This is a genomic window from Rickettsiales endosymbiont of Stachyamoeba lipophora (assembly GCF_003932735.1).
GTDB lineage: Bacteria > Pseudomonadota > Alphaproteobacteria > Rickettsiales > 33-17 > RICK01.
In genome coordinates this window covers 1,355,553-1,374,845 of sequence record NZ_CP033611.1, presented here as the reverse complement: position 1 = coordinate 1,374,845, position 19,293 = coordinate 1,355,553, and the positions used below count along the sequence as shown (strand labels likewise).

The following is a 19,293-nucleotide window of genomic DNA, read 5'->3' as shown; positions in this document are numbered from 1 at the left end:
TTTTATCCTTAATTTATATCATAAGTTAGGCATATACAGCACAGCTTAATATAATTATCATTAGACAGATTGCTTTATAAATATAAAATTTATTGCAATGATTTAACAAAAAACATATTATTTTATAATATATTAACATTAGAAAACATAGTGAAAAAGATTTTTAGGTTTGTTAATAGGTTGCTACTTAAATTACTTGAGCAATGCAATAAACAAGTAGAGCGTTATGGTGCCCAAATATCCGTATTTGGAATATTTTCGGTTATCAATTATATAATACCTTATTTTATGTGGTCAACCAAACCAGGTGATGACTATCTATATGATATAATTATTGTATTTAGAACTATCGCAGCAATTGCTTGCTTCCTTTTAATTATAGGTAATACTGTTTTCTCTAAATTTCAGAAATATCTATCTTTTTACTGGTATGCTACGCTACTTTATTGCTTGCCTTTTTTAACCACAATTTTATTTCTCTATAATGAAGCAACACCACAATGGTTAATTAATCTTTCTCTTTCCATCTTTATTCTTGCCACTTTAGTAGATTGGAAAAGTTTTTTAATCTTATTTATGATAGGCACCTTAGGTGGCTATAAAGTTTACGATTTAATTACCCACGAGAACAAAATTGCTGAGATTTTTGCTAATCAAGACACATTATTTTTAACTGCATATTTAGTATTTTATGCGGTTATAACCGGCCTCTTATTTAGCCGGCATAAAGATTATATTCAAAAGCAAGTTGTTGCTCAACTTGAACATAAAGTTACAGAGCGAACTCATCATTTAGAAGAAGCATTACAAACCAAGAAAGAATTCTTAAATAATATTAGCCATGAAATCCGTACTCCTATTCATGGTATTTCGGCTTTTTCCACCGCATTATATGAAAATTGGCATCAACTTTCTGATGTAAAAAAATATGAATTAAGTCAAAAAATTTATAATAATGTTGATCGATTATTTGAATTTGTAAATAATATCCTAGATGTAGCAAAATTTGATTCAGGAAAAAATATTCTTCATATTGAAGCACATAATATTGCAGAAGTAACTCAAAACATAATTGATGAATGTGAACCTTTAAAATTTCATAAAGAACTTGAAATCCATCTTAACAATCATCTTTCAGATCCAATTTGCTACTTTGACAAAGTAAAAATCGAGCAAGTTATTAGAAATTTAATAGCTAATGCAATTAAATTTACGAATAAAGGCAAGATTAATATTAACTTAGATGAAATCAAGCAAACACCTAAAGAAAATAGCTCTCCCTCTTTTATACAGCTTGCGGTGGTGGATGAAGGCATTGGAATACCAAAAAGAGAGACTCGTACAATTTTTGAACCTTTTACCCAAAGTAGCATAACCAAAACACGTGCCGGGGGTACCGGGCTTGGTCTTAGCATTTGTAAAAAAATTATATCATTTCACAAGGGAAGAATTTGGGTTAAAAATAATACTACACAAGGCGCAACTTTTAGCTTTATTATACCCAGAACTCACAATTCATAATTTAAAATAACGCTATCAACAGAATTATAGGTAATCAGCACGAGCTCGATCAAAAGTTTGAGAAAGATACAGATACATTAAACGCAACTGAAGAAATAGTAAGAGTGAATTTTAAATGGTTAGCTTTGGCTGTAAATAGACTTTAAAAATGGCTCATCTGCTTAGCAAAAACTTCCTAACAACAAACCATACAGGGTTATTTATATCTCAATAGATAGATTGTTTGCTTTTTGCTATTGAAAGCCTCTTAGATTAAATTATAAAAATCACCTTAAGTATGTTTTAAGTAAGTTAATAATGACTTATAAACTACATTTATCTATCAAAAAGCTTAAACGTATTATTAGCTGTACTAGACAATTGTAAATTTAAATTATGTTATAACAACATTACCATTTTACTTAAATCTATTCCCTCTATGCCTGAAGCACCAACTCTTGCATGTAATATTCAGTTTCTATCTTATGATTCCTTATAATTATCAAGCAAATTATTATATTCTTTACTCACCTTATTTTTATCAACTTGCCGACTAGACAGCTTTAGAATAAGTTGATAGGTTCAAAACAATTAAGGATAGAAAAGAAATGATAAAAAAAGCTCTTACAAAAGCAGCTTATGCTGTTTCTTATACCGCATGCTTTATTTTAATGCGGATTGACCTATTTGCGTTAATAGCAGCAGCTGGTTCTACATTTTTCTTAAATAAAGAAAATAGTAACCAAAGATTACATAAAGGAGTTATTGCTGGAGCCTTGGGGATAATTTTCTTGGTGAATTTTAGCCCAATTCCAAAGTTATTAATGTATAACTTAGAAAAGCAATATCCAAGGCTAACAGCAGAGGACCTAGCTATAAAAGAATTTGGCAAGCCAGGTGATATGCTAGTTTTGCTTGGAGGAAGTTTTGATTTATTTGAAACTCAAAATCGTACTCAAGATGAGGTAATTATCCATAATCCAGCCGCTTCTAGAACGTATGATTTTATTGCGTTAATGGAAAAGTTTAAAAAGGCCCAAATAATTTTTACGGGTACTGATCTGGAAATGGCTAAGTTTGAACAAATAGTAACTGATTTTTACAAAAATAGGGAGAAACCTAAGGTTAAATATGTACAAGCGAGAACTACTATAGAGAATGCTTTAAATACTTTAAAAAGTGAAAATAAAGTTGAACGAATTGTATTAGTTACTTCAGCTTTCCATATGCCAAGAAGCTATCAGCTATTTAAGCATAATGCACAAAATATAGAAATTATCCCTTATCCCATTGATTTCCATGTCGCTGGAAATTTTAATATAAAAACCTTAATCTACAATTCATTCTGTGAGCCTCAAAACCGTATAGCTTGGCAGAGTGCAATTAAAGAAGGAGCATCTATCTTAAATAATAAATTGATTGGCTATAAATAGGTTCTACCTATCTTCGGCCAGATAATTGATAGAAGCAAAAGATAAAAAGCCTGCAAAAAGGAGGAATTTTTTATCAAACTTTGAGAAAACGCGCCTAAAGTGCTTTAATTCATTAAAAAAGCGCTCAACAAGGTGATGTTTTTTATAAAGATTATTAGCATGAAAGCGCAATATTTTTTGAATTTTCTTTGGAGAATTAACAGGGATAGATTTTTATAATTCAATTTATTCGATTAAGGCATTGCTGTTATGTCCTTTGCCTACTACCACTTAGGAGAGAGAATCAATACCGCCACGCCAATTAATTAAGCAGCTTGATAATATCATTACGATTGCCTGTACGTGGCAAGCTTAATTCATATAACTAAATTACAAATATAAATAATTATACAAACATGGATTAACTAATAAATCATCAATCCTGCACCCCAAGCCAGCCCACCACCAATTGCAGTAAAAGCAATTTTATTACCACGACTAATTAATTTATGCTTCAATGCATGATCAAAAGCTAAAGGAATAGATGCCGCCGAAGTGTTAGCATGCTGATCAACTGTTATGATAGTTTTATCAGGATCAATTTTTAGCCTTTCTCCAACTGCATTGATAATTCTTATGTTAGCTTGGTGAGGTATCAACCAATCAAGATCATTTACTGACATATTAGCACTGGCTAATACGCCCTCAACAGCCCTGCTCATCTTATCAACCGCATGCTTATAAACCTCAACACCTTTCATCGTAAGGTAGCTCGCTTGGTTGGTAGTACCAGGACCATTGTCGGAACAAAGAATATTAAGATAATCACCATTAGAAAATAAATTTACTTTCTTTATTCCCTGCTCTCGGTTATTAGAAGCTTCTAATAAAAAGCACCCAGCTCCATCTCCAAATAATACACAAGTGGTTCTATCATTCCAATTCACCACTCTAGACATAGTTTCAGCACCGATTACTAAAGCATTTTTCACCCGCCCGGTAGCAATATAATTATTTGCCGTCTCTAAAGCATATAAAAATCCTGCGCATACCGCTTGCACATCAAAAGCAAAGGCATTAACTGCTTTTAATTTAGATTGCACAATAACAGCAGTTGAAGGAAAAGTATAATCAGGAGTAGTTGTTGCAACTATAATTAAGTCAATGGCACTTGGATCCAAATTAGCTTTATTTAAAGCTTCTTGGGCCGCCATAGTAGCTAAATCTGACGTCGCTTGATCTTCATTAACAAAATATCTTTGTTTGATTCCAGTACGCGAGCTAATCCATTCATCGCTAGTATTAACTCTTTCTGTTAATTTATTATTACTAACAAGATTTGGCGGTAGGTAGCTACCAGTTGCTTTGACTATAGCAATATATTCAGAGTTCATCGTTTAATATTCCAATTATTAATCGATTAAAATTGAATCAGTAAAATTTTCTTCGATTAAGTTTGATATTTTTGAATTTATATTATTTTGTGCCAGATTATAAGCGGTCTTTATTGCAGTACACATCCCAACATAATCGGATGAACCGTGGCTTTTTACTACAATTCCATCCAAGCCTATAAGCATAGCTCCATTATAGTATCTGTGATCTAAGGAAGCAAAAGTCTTCTTTATACTTTTTTTAGCAAATAAATAACCAAGCTTAGAAATTATAGAACTACTAAAACTTCTTTTCATAAATTCTCGGCATAAATAAGCAGTTCCTTCAGCAGTTTTAAGGGAAATATTCCCTGAAAAACCATCAGTAACTACCACATCTACAATACTTTTAAAAATGTCGTCACCCTCTACAAAACCATAGAAGTTAATAACATCCTCACCTAATTCTTTAAGTAGCTTTGAAGCTTGCTTAACCGCATCACTCCCCTTAATGTCCTCTGATCCTACATTAAGTAATCCCACTTTTGGATTAGGAATATTATATACCACTGAAGCAAAAGCAGAGCCCATAATACCAAATTGCATAAGATTATTGGCAGCGCATTCTATATTTGCTCCCATATCCAACATTACACAAGATTTATTAACGGTAGGAACAATACCGCAAATTGCCGGACGATCAATTCCCACCAAGGTTCTTAACACAATTTTAGACATTGCCATCAATGCCCCGGTGTTTCCCGCTGAAACTATCGCATCAACTTGACCAGATTTAACTGCATCAATTGCCAGTCTCATGCTTGACTTTTTTCCATTTCTTAAAGCAAAAGAGGGAGTTTCATTAGAACCAACCACTTCAGTAGTATGAAAAATTTCACAATTTTTTGCAAGGAATGGGCAAATATTTAATTCTTTACTAATCTTTTCTTGATCACCAAAGAAAATAAATTTGGCATTTGGAGCATGTTCTTTGATAAATTCATTAGCACCTCCTATGATCGCCTTAGGATCATTGTCACCACCCATGGCATCTAATGCAATGGTAATTTGTCTTGAAGTACTAATGTTCATTTATCAAATACTTAAAATTATGCGTTCTCTTCTTGCTCTTCTGTATCTTCCTGAGCTTTAGCTTTGAAAGTAACAGCCTGCTTACCATTATAATAACCGGTTTCAGTTATATGATGAGGAAGATGCATTTCCCCGGTAAGTCTGTTTTCAATAATATTAATTGCAGCAATTTTTGAGTTTTGAGCACGCCTCATATTTCTTTTTGAAGGCGAGGTTTTCTTTTTTGGTACAGCCATTTTTTCAACCTATACGTTTAATCCAGATATAATTTATTAATATAAACTAATTAATCACACGACTAAATTATATATACTAAAAGATTAATTTGTGCAAGTTTTAGCTTGAATATTTATTTTATGCAAATTATTTTTGCTAAATCATTGGGGAATTTATTATGAACAAACTATATTTAATTATATTAACAACCATTTTATCTTCATGTTTAACTAGGGAAGTTAGTAAAGGGCATACTGAAATTCTTGATAATGAGGTGGTTGATATGCTCAAACAACGTTTGAATGACAAAGAATTAAGCAAAGAAGATATAGTGTCAGCTTTAGGCTCACCTGAGGTAGTTACCACCATGCAACAAGAACAATGGTTCTATTTAAGTACTCAAAATAAAGCTAAATCTTTTTTAACTCCTAAAATTGTTGAATCTCATGCCGTTATTATAACTTTTAAAGATAATAAAGCTGTTGATATAGAAAAAATTAGTAACCAAGAAATACATAACATCAGCTACGCTACCGGAAAAACTCCTACCAAAGGAGACGATGATAATGTATTAAAAGAAATATTCGGAAATCTTGGTAGGTTCAATGTTAATAGAAATACAGCTCGAAAGTAAATTGTTTGTTAAAATAACAACGTTTTAACAACAGTCTTGTCTAAATCATTACCTAAAAACCTTCCAGAGTTGTAATTTTAATGTTATTTTAAAAAAATAAATATTTTAACACTAGACAATTTATAACGACAGATTAAACTATACTTATATGGTAATGAAACCAAAAAAGTTATAAAAAAGAGGTATTTAACATGTTATCACGTAACAATTCAGCATTTAAAGCGTTAGCGCTTATCGTTATGATGTTTTGGTCAACGATTGCAGTTCCTAATATTGCATTCTCTGCAGGCGACGCAAAAGAGGGTGGCGAAATAGGAAAGGCTTTATGTAACGTAGTGGATTTGTTGACAGGTAAGGCTGGTAAGGCAATTGCCACCATTGCAATTATCTTCTTAGCTTTCGGATTATTTGTAGGTAAAGTATCATGGGGCGTGGCGGTAGCTACCGGTATTGGTATTTCTGCAATATTTGGGGCAGAAACTATTATCACTATGATTACCGGTGTTGATGGCGTTGGCTGTAAGAGTTAATTTTTACCAATAATTTTAGGGCAGTAATCATTAAGCAAGCTGCCTTAAAATTTTAAAAGCAAATTATGAGTAATTTTGTAAACCGTTTTTTTAATAAAATATCTGCTAAAAAAACTGAATTTTTTCAACTTGCTCAACCATCATCAGACTTAATTCCCTTTGTTACTCATATTGATGACCATAATGTTTTATTAAAAAATGGTCATGTGATTCAATCCTTAAAAATTGTTGGCTTTTCAAATGATATTGTAGATAACTCAGCGCATGATATTAGAAATTTTATCCGCCAAGCATTCAACAAGCACATAACTGATCCACGTATAGCCATTTGGATAAACACGATTAGAACTAGAAGAAATTTAGATCCAGGCGGTAGATACAACAATCCATTTTGCCAAGATCTACATCAAGAATGGAATAAAAAAAACTATTGGCATGATAAATATATTAACGAAGTTTATATAACCTTAGTCTACAGTGGAACTGATTTTAAGATAAAAAATCTAAGTGACTTACTAAGCAGCTCAAGTTTTTATTTTCTATCTAAAAAGCATTTTAGAGAAATAGCAAATATCAAACAAAAACTAAACCAAATTGCCAACCATTTATGTGAAGAGTTAAAAGTATTTGGGGTTACCAAGCTTGGTATATATCAAAACAACGAAGGGGTACTATCAGAAACATTAGAATTTCTAACTAAAATAATTAATTTAGAAGATAAAAAACGTTTACTACCAATAGTAGATTTATGCGAATATCTCAATGATTATAAAATTGCTTTTGGTAATAATACTTTTGAAATTATCTCTGATAAAAACAAGCATTTTGGCGCCATTATTACCTTCAAAGAATATCATGAAATTAAGTCTGATATTATTAGCAAATTCATGACTTTACCAATTGAAATGGTAATTACTCAAACTATCAGCTTTATCGATAAAAATATTGCTGAAAAAGATTTTAAATATCAAAATTACATTTTAGGAGTGAGCTTAGATCTAGACCTCAAAGAACGGCTTGGCATTGATGGTTTGTTGAGCAATAATTTCACCTTAACTGATTTTGGTCATTCTCAAACTAGCATTATGGTTTCGGGCGATACCCCTAATCAATTAAATCAACATGTAAATAGAATTCTTAAAATTATAGATGACATTGGTTTCGTGGCTTTTAGAGAAGATCTTAATATGGAAGATATATTTTGGTCACAATTACCCGGAAATTTTGAATTTATTAGACGTAAAACCCCTATAAGCTCTAAACAATTTAGCGGCTTTGCTGTGCTGAATAACACCACTTCGGGGAATAAAGAAAATATTTGGGGTAAGGCAGTTACCCTATTCAGAACCGCAGTTGCCACCCCGTATTTCTTTAACTTTCATCATGAGACAAAGGGCAATACGGTAATTATAGGTAGCAATGATGTTAATAAAACATTGCTATTTAACTTTCTTTTAAGCATCAGTAATAAATATCTCCCGCAGACTTTAATTATAAGTTCTAACAATCGAAGTTTAATGGCTGCTAGCTGCCTAGGAGCAAAAGTTTATCCCTTCTCTCAAGAATTAGAACAACTTTTATTTACCACCCCATACAATTTAATTGATATTAGTAACGATTTAAATGTTGCCAACTTACATGAAGTATTAATGGGTATTTTATATAATTTTGCTAAATCTAATACTAAGAAAAAACCTCTTATTATTGCTTTTGACGACTTTAGCAATATCCCGTTCCATCAAGAATTCATAGATTATATAGAGCAATTATCAAATGCTATTTATAAATCTAACGGCATCTTTCTTATTGCGACTAATGCCGCTTCACAAAGCAATTTAAAAGTTTTTAAAGAGTTTACAACTAAACTAGTTACTAACCAAAAACTATCAAAAGAGCAAGCACTACAGTTAGGAATTAAAAATAGTGATATTAAATATATCCAAAAATTATCCCAACTACTTAAAGAATTTATGATTATAAAACCTAATGAATCGGTTATAGCAGAATTAAACCTAGCAGGATTAGATTCTATTATTAAAATCTTGGAAAGTGATGAAAAAGCATATAAACTATATAGTAATCATAAAGATCAAAAAGATTGGTTAGCCCTCATTTATAATAGTTAGTTAGATCAAAATGAAAAGATTTTTAAATTATATAATTTTATTATTTTTATTAAACTCAACTGCAAATGCACTACCTACGCCCTGTAATATTGCAGGAGAAGTACTGGAAGCCGCTAGAAGTGCAACCGATGATGCATTCGGCTGGCTTACTAAAGTAGAGATTAACACTCAAGCTTCTAGTAATTCTACCTTTTTTGATCCACGCATCGCTCTCAGATTTAAATATAGCGGGCTTGCCAATGATATGATTAACTTTTTTGCTAGGCTATTCGGTTTAAAACAGCTTGACGAAGAAGTAATAATTGACTTTAAAGGAACTGGAGAATGTCAATTTCGTGGGTTATCTAGATATTGCGCTCGTATTACCCCTCCTATTAAAGATAAGTATGGTGATCATTTTGCTACAACAATTGGCGGCAAAACTCTTCAACTACCGAAAATATGTATTTTTGAAGATCCGCTTGATTTAGCTGATTTTGATCCCAAATTCCAACCTTTCCACGAATGGACTGATCTTGAAGAATTTAGCAAGGTAGCAAATGCAGGAGCCACCTTGGCAACCGCCGGGGTAATTACCGTTAATCCAGGATTAGTTATAAGCGGTGCTGTTATTGCTGCCGCAGGAACTCTAGGAAGATATACCAATGTGTGTGTGTTAAGAACAGTTGGCTGTACATCTATACCTCTATCCCCCTCACCACCTTCCTATACTAAAACATTTAGCAAACCTATCCTATCTACTCCTTTATTATATCCGGTATGTGAAGCTAGCCAGCTTCCTACCGCAGAAAATTTTTGTGTACAAACCTCTATTAACTCTACTTATACTAAACCACTTGCGTTTGTAATTACTGATGATGTATCTTTCACTTATGATAAATGCTCTCGTAATGATGATACTAAGCCTTGTGTCATATTTAGAAACTTTCAGGATGCTTCTGGCGAACCAGAGGGAGTAACAGCTAATCCTAAAAATTATATTCCTATTTGCTCCAGCTCTTCCACATCACCTTGCTTTGAACCAAAAAATGATGCACGAATTAGTACTAATCAAGATGGAAACTTTGTTTTTTATAACAAAATAAACCGTGGGGACAAAACTTTTATGGTCCCTTATGCTATTAATGCGTCTTCTCCATCTTTAATCGTGGATCATACGTACCTACACTATCCTATTCAAGAAAGAGATACAAATTTCAAACCAGAAAAGTTTGATAGAATGCTTGCTTGCGGTACTGGCGAAACTCCAGATAAGCACGGTTGTGTTCTTTTTAACCTTAAAGGCCAATATGTTAAACAAGCAAAAGACTGTAAACATTTAGGCTCAAAAGCTAGCAGCGAACCATGCCTTACTTTACCATATTTCATAGAAAGTTCCTACCCTACACCCTCATTTGAAATAGAATATGTCAAATCAAATACCACCAATAGCTATACACCCTTTAGTGTTACTGATCTTAAGTATGATGTGCAGCTTGGTACCCCTTACTTTACTAGATACACAAGCTTCTCAGGTGGAGCAACCAATAACAGCTTGAGCCTTACCTTGCCGAACGGGAAAAGCACTGTTAATTACAATTTACGTTTTAACTCTACTATATCTCCGGCTGATAACAACATGTGCATTAGCTGGAATGCCGAAGGCATTGATAATGCTCCATTAGGTTGTGTACCACGCCCACCTATGCCTCAACTTACCGCAGAATTATGTAATGGCAAAAATGGTTGTGGTATTGCTACTAATAACGTACCTTTAATAAAAGCTAAGTTATGCCTAAATAATAACTGTCATGAAATCTCTGGCATGGTACCGGAAGGAATTGATATTTATAATAATTCCTTTATCCCTTCCAATTTTGATAAACAATATATACTTTTTGGTACGAAACTCAAGGCTACAGTATATAGTTCGTATGACAATAGAGAGGTTAATGATGCTGGTGATCTACAAGCTAATCTACAGTTACAAAATTCATCACGGCAAGTTGAACTTTATAAAATAAATGATCCTTTTAACTTTAATAATATCTCAGGTCAATATACAGATAGAGATTTTAAACATCATAAAACTTTACAACTAAAAATTGGCTTAGAATATAAGCGATTTGCTTACCAATCTGGTGCAGATTTAGTATGCGTAGAACCGGCGGATGGTGAATTTGATTTTTTAAAATCTAATTTCTTAGTTACAAACTATATTATCTATATTCATGGCTATCCAACACCCAAACCAGGCATCAGGCCACAGGATATAATATACAAAGCAGAAGATGATATTAGCGCTACTAATATAGATATTATCAATCATCCAGCTGCTAAAGCTTGTACATTTAATGAAAATCCTAAAATATTAGACCCTAGAAAATGCTCAATAGTAAAACCTCATCCGTTGCAATTACCTATTGATCAAAAAGATAGCTTATGTTTTACCATACCCAATAGAGATCAACCTGGCAATTAAGCAGATTGAAAATAAAATATTTGCGTTCTGGTAACATTAAATTATAAGTTTATATCCAATTTAATGAATAATACTTAGGAATCTTTAATTATGGCAATTTTACCTATTGTTACAATACCCGATCCAAGACTTAAGCAAAAAGCTGAAATTATTACTGAAATTACAGATGAAATTAAACAACTTGCCCAAGACATGATTGAAACTATGTATCATGGACGTGGGATGGGCCTTGCTGGAAACCAGGTTGGAGTACTTAAAAGAATTATTATAGTTGATATAAGCGAAGAGGAAGGCAAACCCAACCCGATTGTTATGATTAATCCAGCAATTATAAAATTTTCAGAAGATAAAGTAGATGCAAATGAAGGATGCCTATCCATTCCAGGGCATTATCCCTCTATTATCAGACATCAAAGTGTTACTACCACTTATTTAGATTTAGACGGAAACAAACAAACTATAGAAACTACTGAATATATAGCCAGGTGTATCCAGCATGAAATTGATCATTTAAATGGTATTGTCTCCGTAGATTACATTTCTCCTTTAAAACGAAATATGATTATTGAAAAAGTACGCAAAAAAAATTTAAAATAATAATAATTATGAAAATTATATTTATGGGCTCTCCGCTTTTTGCCCTGCCTTCCTTAAAAGCATTAATCGAATCAAATGATCATGAAATAATTGCAGTATATACTCAGCCGCCTAAGCCTCAAAAAAGAGGAATGATTGTTACTAAAACTCCAGTCCACGAATTGGCTGAAAAGTATAATATACCAGTCTTTACCCCTAAAAATTTTAAGTCTATTGCTGATATTGAAACTTTTTATAATTTGAAAGCCGACATTGCAGTGGTAGCAGCTTATGGTCTGATTCTTCCAAAAGCTATTTTAGAAGCTTTTAAGTTTGGGTGTATTAATATTCACGCCTCATTGCTACCTAGATGGCGTGGCGCCTCACCTATTCAGTATAGCATTCTTAAAGGAGATAGCGAATCCGGCATTACTATTATGCAAATGGCAGAAGGGTTAGATACTGGAGATATGTTACTAAAAGGTAGCGTACAAGTGACAGATACTACTTCCTTTGAAACACTACATAATGAATTATCTACCATCGCCCCCCCTTTACTACTTAAGGCCTTATCTGGTTTAAAAGATCAAACCATAGTACCGATTAAACAAGATGATGCCCTAACAATTTATGCGCCTAAAATTAAGCCTGAAGATTATATATTAGATTGTAATCAACCTACAAAACTGGTTTTAAGACAAATCAATGCCTTAAGCTATCATGGCTGTTTATATAATATAGGCGATTTAACTATAAAGATTTTTGCAGCAGAGGTCAGTTATACCCAGACCGCTAGTAATTATAACCCTGGAGAAGTAATAGATTTAAACTTTAATATTGCCTGCCAGGAAGGCTTTATTCAACCTCAAATGCTACAACTACCAGGTAAAAATAAAATTGATATAAAGCAATTTTTAAATGGTTATCAAAATAAAATTAAAGATTTATTACAACACCAATGGGAATAGCCACTAAATGTATACAAACTCATATTTAATAATATAATTACCTTCATACAATCTAATGATACACCAAATGATATGTAAAATTATTTTTTTTCAGCAGCATATTTAGCTAATGTTACCGCTCCATTATACACTCCTGATAATCCTACCACGCTATAAACAAGCTTAGAAGTAGCACTTCCTACACCAAATATGTAAGAGACTAGATTGAAATCCATGGTACCAATCAATCCCCAGTTTATAGCTCCAATAATCACTAGCCAAAAAGCTATCAAATTAATACATTTCATTTACTTTCTCCTTTATATTAAACTATTAAGCTACTGTTATATATAATAAACTTAAAGTAGGGAAATCACAGAAAAATTACTAAGTGAAATTTATATAAATATCCTTCATTAAAAATGAATAGCTTATTTACTTAAAGGAGAAACAGATTGTTCTTTATATTTATTACTCACACTGCTAGCGTGCGGACCTTCAGGAGGTAAGTATAATTGCTTTTTTAACTTTATTACTTCATCAATATCTTGCCTGGCATGCTGTTTAGCTTTCTCAAATGCTGTTAATAATTCTGGATTAACTTCCTCTGATACTCCAAAATATACATTAACATCTGTAGCTTCTACTTTACCACAAGCAGCACCGAGTATGGCGGCTTCTGTAACCCCTAGTTTATTACCATATAATATTAAAGAAACTAATTTCGGTAGTTTGGGCAAACTATAAACTATCGCTTCCACCCCTTGTTTACCTAAATTAATATTTTTAAAAAAAAGTGTTTGTAAATGAGGACATTTCTCTGGTAATTCAGCCATTATACTTATAACCCCGCTATCACCAATAGGATTTGCTGATAAATCTAATTCTTCAAGGCTTGCTGATAAACACTTAATTATCCTTTGAGCAGTCTCAGCATTCAGCTGGGTATTTTCTAAAATTAATTGATTAAGCTGAAAACAGCTTAACAAAAATGATCCTAAATTTTCTATAGTCTCTTCTTCTATAAGGTTGCCTGATAAATCTAATAAAAATAAGCTTTTAGGTAATTTGTCAGTAAGAGCTCTAATTCCTACTCCCCCTATATTATTATTTCGTAATATTAAATAGGCTATATCTGTTCCAGCTAAACTGTTAGCTATATCGATTGCTACATCGGAATCAATGCCATTCCCTGATAAATCAAGATATCTAATAGATTTTGGTAAAGCTTTTGCTATTAAAACCATACCTTCTGAGCTAATGTCTTTAGCAGTAAGAATTAACCATTTTAATTCGCTCATCTTATCTAATATTGCTGCTAAAACTTTAGCATGCTCTGTTAATAGAAAATAATCATGATTAATTTTCCCAAAGTTAAGGGATACTATTTTAGCTAATATTTCTTGATTTTGTTCCTTAGCTAATTCATCTAACAGTAAAGCTGCATCATTGCTTCCATTATCGCCACTAACTTGGACTTTAATTATATGAGTAGGATGGTTTATTTTATATTGCTCTTGCTTAGCCATATAATCATGCAATTGAACAATATTGCTAAGTGTAAAGACTTTAAGTGTAGAAGGCTCCATAATTTATTCACCTAATTTAAAATTACTTAGCAACATTTAAGCAAAATAATATTATTAAATATAAAATTTATCTTTAACGTTACAATGTGAAAATGATAATAATATTCCATCATTCAAAATATCTTTATTAGCTAAGATTTTTGACACCAGAAGAATATCAATAGAGAATCTAAGTTATTTCTGAATATTATGAAGGTTTCTGAAATGAACCACTTATGAAAACTCAGCAATGACTGAGGTTAGAAGAAACTAGAGCAAGTATCGCAAAATACTGATATCTATTTGAAGAGCAAAAATTAGGTGAAATTGCTACCCATTATGATACTTGCTTAAGTCTTTTGTATTGTTTGTTCAAGTGATGGCATATAATCTCACTGATAATAAATATCAACGCAAAAGATTATTCAAATTGATTGATCAGTTTTTCAAACTCTATCCGACGTCTAAGGATATTGTCATGAGCGCTATCAATAATAAATTTAGATCCTTCTTGAGTTAAACCTAAAATTTCAAGTAACAAATCATAAGCTATAATACTAATATTTTCTGGCATAATATTATATTTATCATAATATTTCACCTTTAAATCATCCATATCTTTTAATACAGGTACATAAATATCTGCTAAAAATGGATTGGCGCGATCTAGCTTTTCACCATCCACCATAAATGGAATGAAAATATCAAACTTAGTAAAATCTACTTGATGCTCTCTTAAATTTTCAATAATCTCTTCAACTTTTAACTCTTGCGGCTCAAGAACTATCAAAGTAGAGTTATTTTCTCCTAAAGCTTTTAGTGAATCTGCCATAGCAATAGTTGCATAATTTCTGCCTTCAATAGTATTATTATGCAGTTCAAGCTTAACCAGCACCAGTTCTGGATATTTTGCTTTTACTTTATTAAAATAATTAATTAGATCTAAATTTACTTGGGTACGAGCCCCTACAATAAAGAATTTGCTTTTTCCTTTAATAGCTTCTTCTTCCATTACTTTCTCTAGCAAATAAAATGGACTGATACCGGTTACATAAATATTATTATTTTTGGCAAGTGTAGCATCATTAGAAAAGCTATATATCTTGAAGTTCTTATTAATTTTATCGCTTAAAAATGCAGTTTGATGAGAAAAAATTGGCCCTAAAATAGCTAAAGGCTTAATAGCTTCAATTTTATTTGCTAGATTAGGATCATTATAATCTAAAAATTTAAATCCTATATTTTTCTCTTTTAGCTGTTCTTTATGATTTTCATACACTAACTCTACTGCTGCCATAATATTTTTAGAAATAGCAGATTTTTTATCACTTAACGGTAGAATAATTAGAATTTTTTGTTCATGACTCAATGGAACTTCAGAGACTTCCGGCACGCGCCCCAGATTTCTACCAGTAGTACAACTAGTTAATAATATAAGATTGATGACACTTAAAATTATCCAAAATTTTTTAATATAACGCATATTAGGCTTCTTATATAATAATTAATTTTTTTACTTATGACTTAGTAATAACAAATTATATTCTTTTTGCGGCTTGGCAATTAATAAAATTATCTTTAAACCAATTTATATCTTAACATACAATATAAAAATATAAATCTCCAATTTTCAAGCCTACCAGCAAATAATACTAACTCTTTGATATTCTAGAAATAAAAAATGGAAGCTTGTTGCACCTCAAGCTTCCATTGTTACAATTGTTAAATAGTTGTTAATTAATAAGCCAACAGCTTATTAATTAAAAGCATCTTCCCAACTGCCAGTAGTGGCAGATTTGGTGTACTCAGTAACCCTACTTTCAAAGAAGTTAGCAAACTCAACCCCGTTTAAAATTTCATCAAGCCATGGCAATGGATTCTTCTCAACCATATATATTTCTCGTAAGCCTAGTTGAGAAAGCCTTCTATCTGCAATAAATCTAATATACTGCTTAACTTCTTTAGCAGTAAGGCCAGTAATATCACCTACTTCAAACGCAAGATCAATGAAGGCATCCTCAAAATGAACAATAGTAGCACAAGCTTCATACAAATTACTTCTTAATTCCTCTGTCCACACTTCAGGATATTCACGAATAAAAGTTCTAAATAACCTAATGATCGAATTAGTATGCAGTGTTTCATCTCTAACTGACCAAGTAATAATCTGTCCCATGCCTTTCATTTTATTAAATCTTTGGAAATTTAATAAAATTGCAAACGATGCAAAAAGCTGTAAACCTTCAGTAAAAGCACCAAATACCGCAAGAGTTGTAGCAATATCTTTTTTAGATTCCACCCCAAAACGTTGCATATAGTCATACTTGTCTTTCATTTCCTTATATTTCATAAAGGCCTGATATTCCACCTCTGGCATGCCAATAGTATCAAGCAAATGAGAATAGGCCGCTATATGAATAGTTTCCATATTAGAAAAAGCAGCAAGCATCATTTGTACTTCAGTCGGTTGAAACACCCGGGAATAATTTTTCATGTAACAATTATTCACTTCAATATCCGCTTGAGTAAAAAAACGGAAAATCTGGGTAAGCAAATATTTTTCACCTGGTGTTAAATTATATTGCCAATCTTTAACGTCATCTGCAAGTGGCACTTCTTCTGGCAACCAATGAATCTTTTGTTGAGTATGCCATGCTTCATATGCCCATGGATATTCAAATGGTTTATAAATTGGCTTTGCTTCAAGTAATGGCATAATTTATCCCTCGCTATTTATCATTTTTATTAGCTTCCCTATTATTGGCAAGCTAAGCACTCTTCATAATTATTTGAGTTAGCCTCAGTATTTGCCTGTTCACTTGACTCTAGCTGCTGCTTGATATCAATCACATCAACTTTATGTGATACTTTATCAGCACGCTGGATTGAAGTAGAACGCAGATAATACATACTTTTTACTTTCTTTTTCCAAGCCGCAAAATGAACCTGATGCAAATCTTTTTTAGCCACATCACCCTTAAAGAATAAGTTTAACGATTGAGCCTGACAGACATAAGGAGTACGATCAGCCGCATGCTCTATAACCCAACGTTGATCTAGTTCAAAAGCAGTTTTAAACACATCTTTTTCATCTTGAGTTAAGAAGTCTAGATGTTGTACTGAACCTTCATGAGTAGAAATTGAAGACCAGCTATCTTCGTTATTTTCATCTTTTTCTTCTAAGAGTTTCGCAAGATGTTTATTACGTACAGTAAATGTACCACTAAGGGTTTTTTGGCTAAAGCTATTAGCTGCATATGGCTCAATACCAGGTGATGCATTCCCAGCTATAATTGAGATTGAAGCTGTTGGAGCAATTGCCATTTTATTAGTAAACCGCTCCATTATTCCACATTCAGCTGCATCTGGGCAAGGTCCACGCTCTAAAGCTAGGTCCTTTGATACTTGATCAACTTGCTCTTTAATAAGTTTAAACATTTTAGTATTCCACACCTTGGCTATTACCGATTCAAATGGAATCAGCTTAGACTGTAAGAATGAATGGAAGCCCATTACTCCAAGACCCACTGAGCGTTCACGCATTGCTGAATATTTAGCACGAGCCATAGACTCAGGTGCATTTTGAATAAAATCCTCAAGCACGTTATCTAAAAAGCGCATGATATCAGGAATAAAATCTTTATTGTCACACCATTCCTCATAATACTCAAGATTAAGAGAAGATAGGCAACATACTGCTGTACGGTCATTTCCAAGATGATCAACACCGGTTGGCAGAGTAATTTCACTACAAAGATTGGACGTTTTTACATTAAGCCCTAGCTTTTTATGATGTTCTGGTACTGCATCATTTACAGTATCGATAAATAACACATACGGCTCACCAGTTTCAATTCTGGTTGTTAGGATATCCGCCCATAAATCACGAGCCTTAACCGTAGAAACTACTTGGTTATTATGAGGACTAATTAAATCCCACATACCGTCATTTTCAACTTGAGCCATAAAATCATCAGTAATCACTACCCCATGATGAATATTTAAGGCTTTACGATTTGGATCACCTCCGGTTGGTCTACGCAGATTAATAAATTCTTTAATTTCAGGATGATTGATTGGTAAATATACAGCTGAACTTCCTCTTCTTAAGCTACCTTGTGAAATAGCAAGAGTCATAGAATCCTGTACTTTTAAGAATGGTACTACTCCAGAAGTTTGGCCATTACCAGAGACTTTCTCACCTATTGAGCGAATGTTACCCCAATAACTTCCTATCCCCCCCCCACGGGCTGCAAGCCATACATTTTCAGTCCATAAATCTACAATACCTTTTAGAGAATCTTGAGCTTCATTGAGATAACAAGAAATTGGCAATCCACGCTTGGTACCACCATTGCTAAGCACAGGAGTTGCAGGCATAAACCAGAGCTTGCCCATGTAACCGTATAGTCTTGTAGCATGCTCTTGATTATCAGCAAAATGAATCGCAACTCTAGCAAACAAATCTTGATAAGTTTCGTCTTTTATTAAATACCGATCGGTTAAAACTGCCTTACCAAAATCCGTCAATCTAGCGTCATTTAAATTATCAATTTGAATATTATAACTCATAAACCATCCCAAAAAAGCTATTTTATTAACAATTGTGAACCAAATCACTGATAAACATATCAATTGCGTATTTATTAATTATGATAAAACGAAAATAGTTTATGTCCATATAAAAAAGTATATATTGTATGCAATTTTTTTCTTGCCACTATATATAGTATATATTCGCTAATTATTCAGTTTCTAAATTATTTTTTTTTATTTTAAATTAACCATAAGATGGTGAAAAATCACCCTATACGTATTAAAAGCAACAATTATATTTACTTTTTATTAACATTGAGGC

The 19,293-nt window shown here is 32.5% G+C and carries 16 protein-coding genes; 8 read left to right on the top strand and 8 right to left on the bottom strand.

Annotated features, from left to right (window positions below):
- The first annotated feature begins 150 nt into the window (after window positions 1-150).
- The gene (locus EF513_RS06295; RefSeq protein WP_125216552.1) at window positions 151-1,521 is read left to right on the top strand and encodes a sensor histidine kinase; all 1,371 of its coding nucleotides are present in this window, start codon (window positions 151-153) and stop codon (window positions 1,519-1,521) included.
- Between the two features lie 587 nt (window positions 1,522-2,108).
- Window positions 2,109-2,933: a YdcF family protein gene (locus tag EF513_RS06290; protein WP_125216551.1), complete on the top strand. Its 825-nt coding sequence runs from the start codon at window positions 2,109-2,111 to the stop codon at window positions 2,931-2,933.
- A 404-nt stretch (window positions 2,934-3,337) separates the two neighbouring features.
- Here the strand turns inward: EF513_RS06290 and EF513_RS06285 are convergent, their stop codons facing one another.
- The 3 genes from EF513_RS06285 to rpmF are packed head-to-tail and all read right to left on the bottom strand — an operon-like array spanning window position 3,338 to window position 5,613.
- Entirely contained in the window at window positions 3,338-4,306 is a 969-nt protein-coding gene (locus tag EF513_RS06285; RefSeq protein ID WP_125216550.1) for a beta-ketoacyl-ACP synthase III, read from the bottom strand.
- Window positions 4,307-4,324: 18 nt separating this feature from the next.
- Window positions 4,325-5,377 carry a phosphate acyltransferase PlsX gene (gene plsX, locus EF513_RS06280; protein ID WP_125216549.1) on the bottom strand — a complete coding sequence of 351 codons (1,053 nt, stop codon included), beginning with the start codon at window positions 5,375-5,377 and terminating at the stop codon, window positions 4,325-4,327.
- A 17-nt stretch (window positions 5,378-5,394) separates the two neighbouring features.
- The gene (rpmF, locus tag EF513_RS06275; RefSeq protein WP_125216548.1) at window positions 5,395-5,613 is read right to left on the bottom strand and encodes a 50S ribosomal protein L32; all 219 of its coding nucleotides are present in this window, start codon (window positions 5,611-5,613) and stop codon (window positions 5,395-5,397) included.
- 158 nt (window positions 5,614-5,771) lie between these two features.
- Here rpmF and bamE point away from each other — a divergent pair, with 158 nt between their 5' ends.
- The 6 genes from bamE to fmt all read left to right on the top strand — a co-directional run bounded on the left by bamE (window position 5,772) and on the right by fmt (window position 12,888).
- The gene (bamE, locus tag EF513_RS06270; protein WP_125216547.1) at window positions 5,772-6,227 is read left to right on the top strand and encodes an outer membrane protein assembly factor BamE domain-containing protein; all 456 of its coding nucleotides are present in this window, start codon (window positions 5,772-5,774) and stop codon (window positions 6,225-6,227) included.
- Window positions 6,228-6,418: 191 nt separating this feature from the next.
- Window positions 6,419-6,757: a TrbC/VirB2 family type IV secretion system protein gene (locus EF513_RS06265; protein ID WP_125216546.1), complete on the top strand. Its 339-nt coding sequence runs from the start codon at window positions 6,419-6,421 to the stop codon at window positions 6,755-6,757.
- Window positions 6,758-6,822: 65 nt separating this feature from the next.
- Window positions 6,823-8,883, top strand: coding sequence for a VirB4 family type IV secretion/conjugal transfer ATPase (locus EF513_RS06260; protein ID WP_125216545.1), 2,061 nt, complete (start codon window positions 6,823-6,825; stop codon window positions 8,881-8,883).
- Window positions 8,884-8,893: 10 nt separating this feature from the next.
- A complete protein-coding gene (locus EF513_RS06255; protein ID WP_125216544.1) occupies window positions 8,894-11,344 on the top strand; it encodes a hypothetical protein in 2,451 nt (816 codons plus the stop codon).
- A gap of 90 nt (window positions 11,345-11,434) precedes the next feature.
- A complete protein-coding gene (gene def / locus EF513_RS06250) occupies window positions 11,435-11,941 on the top strand; it encodes a peptide deformylase (protein WP_125216543.1) in 507 nt (168 codons plus the stop codon).
- 8 nt (window positions 11,942-11,949) lie between these two features.
- Complete coding sequence (fmt, locus tag EF513_RS06245; protein ID WP_125216542.1) at window positions 11,950-12,888, top strand: methionyl-tRNA formyltransferase; 939 nt, start codon at window positions 11,950-11,952, stop codon at window positions 12,886-12,888.
- A gap of 80 nt (window positions 12,889-12,968) precedes the next feature.
- On the opposite strand, the gene EF513_RS06240 is transcribed toward fmt, so the two are convergent.
- The 5 genes from EF513_RS06240 to EF513_RS06220 form a co-directional block, all read right to left on the bottom strand.
- Window positions 12,969-13,175: a DUF378 domain-containing protein gene (locus EF513_RS06240; protein WP_125216541.1), complete on the bottom strand. Its 207-nt coding sequence runs from the start codon at window positions 13,173-13,175 to the stop codon at window positions 12,969-12,971.
- 123 nt (window positions 13,176-13,298) lie between these two features.
- Window positions 13,299-14,456, bottom strand: a complete 1,158-nt coding sequence (locus EF513_RS06235) for a leucine-rich repeat domain-containing protein (RefSeq protein WP_125216540.1) — start codon at window positions 14,454-14,456, stop codon at window positions 13,299-13,301.
- Between the two features lie 400 nt (window positions 14,457-14,856).
- On the bottom strand, window positions 14,857-15,918 hold the full coding sequence (locus EF513_RS06230; protein ID WP_125216539.1) for a type 1 periplasmic-binding domain-containing protein: 1,062 nt from the start codon (window positions 15,916-15,918) through the stop codon (window positions 14,857-14,859).
- A gap of 273 nt (window positions 15,919-16,191) precedes the next feature.
- The gene (locus tag EF513_RS06225) at window positions 16,192-17,151 is read right to left on the bottom strand and encodes a ribonucleotide-diphosphate reductase subunit beta (protein ID WP_125216538.1); all 960 of its coding nucleotides are present in this window, start codon (window positions 17,149-17,151) and stop codon (window positions 16,192-16,194) included.
- 41 nt (window positions 17,152-17,192) lie between these two features.
- Window positions 17,193-19,007 carry a ribonucleoside-diphosphate reductase subunit alpha gene (locus EF513_RS06220; protein WP_125216537.1) on the bottom strand — a complete coding sequence of 605 codons (1,815 nt, stop codon included), beginning with the start codon at window positions 19,005-19,007 and terminating at the stop codon, window positions 17,193-17,195.
- Between the last annotated feature and the right edge of the window lie 286 nt (window positions 19,008-19,293).

Bases quoted from the DNA above. Each gene is read 5' to 3' on its own strand.
- EF513_RS06290 (WP_125216551.1), top strand. From the start codon at position 2,109: ATGATAAAAAAAGCTCTTACAAAAGCAGCTTATGCTGTTTCTTATACC.
- EF513_RS06285 (WP_125216550.1), bottom strand. From the start codon at position 4,306: ATGAACTCTGAATATATTGCTATAGTCAAAGCAACTGGTAGCTACCTA.
- plsX (WP_125216549.1), bottom strand. From the start codon at position 5,377: ATGAACATTAGTACTTCAAGACAAATTACCATTGCATTAGATGCCATG.
- rpmF (WP_125216548.1), bottom strand. From the start codon at position 5,613: ATGGCTGTACCAAAAAAGAAAACCTCGCCTTCAAAAAGAAATATGAGG.
- bamE (WP_125216547.1), top strand. From the start codon at position 5,772: ATGAACAAACTATATTTAATTATATTAACAACCATTTTATCTTCATGT.
- EF513_RS06265 (WP_125216546.1), top strand. From the start codon at position 6,419: ATGTTATCACGTAACAATTCAGCATTTAAAGCGTTAGCGCTTATCGTT.
- EF513_RS06260 (WP_125216545.1), top strand. From the start codon at position 6,823: ATGAGTAATTTTGTAAACCGTTTTTTTAATAAAATATCTGCTAAAAAA.
- EF513_RS06255 (WP_125216544.1), top strand. From the start codon at position 8,894: ATGAAAAGATTTTTAAATTATATAATTTTATTATTTTTATTAAACTCA.
- def (WP_125216543.1), top strand. From the start codon at position 11,435: ATGGCAATTTTACCTATTGTTACAATACCCGATCCAAGACTTAAGCAA.
- fmt (WP_125216542.1), top strand. From the start codon at position 11,950: ATGAAAATTATATTTATGGGCTCTCCGCTTTTTGCCCTGCCTTCCTTA.
- EF513_RS06240 (WP_125216541.1), bottom strand. From the start codon at position 13,175: ATGAAATGTATTAATTTGATAGCTTTTTGGCTAGTGATTATTGGAGCT.
- EF513_RS06235 (WP_125216540.1), bottom strand. From the start codon at position 14,456: ATGGAGCCTTCTACACTTAAAGTCTTTACACTTAGCAATATTGTTCAA.
- EF513_RS06230 (WP_125216539.1), bottom strand. From the start codon at position 15,918: ATGCGTTATATTAAAAAATTTTGGATAATTTTAAGTGTCATCAATCTT.
- EF513_RS06225 (WP_125216538.1), bottom strand. From the start codon at position 17,151: ATGCCATTACTTGAAGCAAAGCCAATTTATAAACCATTTGAATATCCA.
- EF513_RS06220 (WP_125216537.1), bottom strand. From the start codon at position 19,007: ATGAGTTATAATATTCAAATTGATAATTTAAATGACGCTAGATTGACG.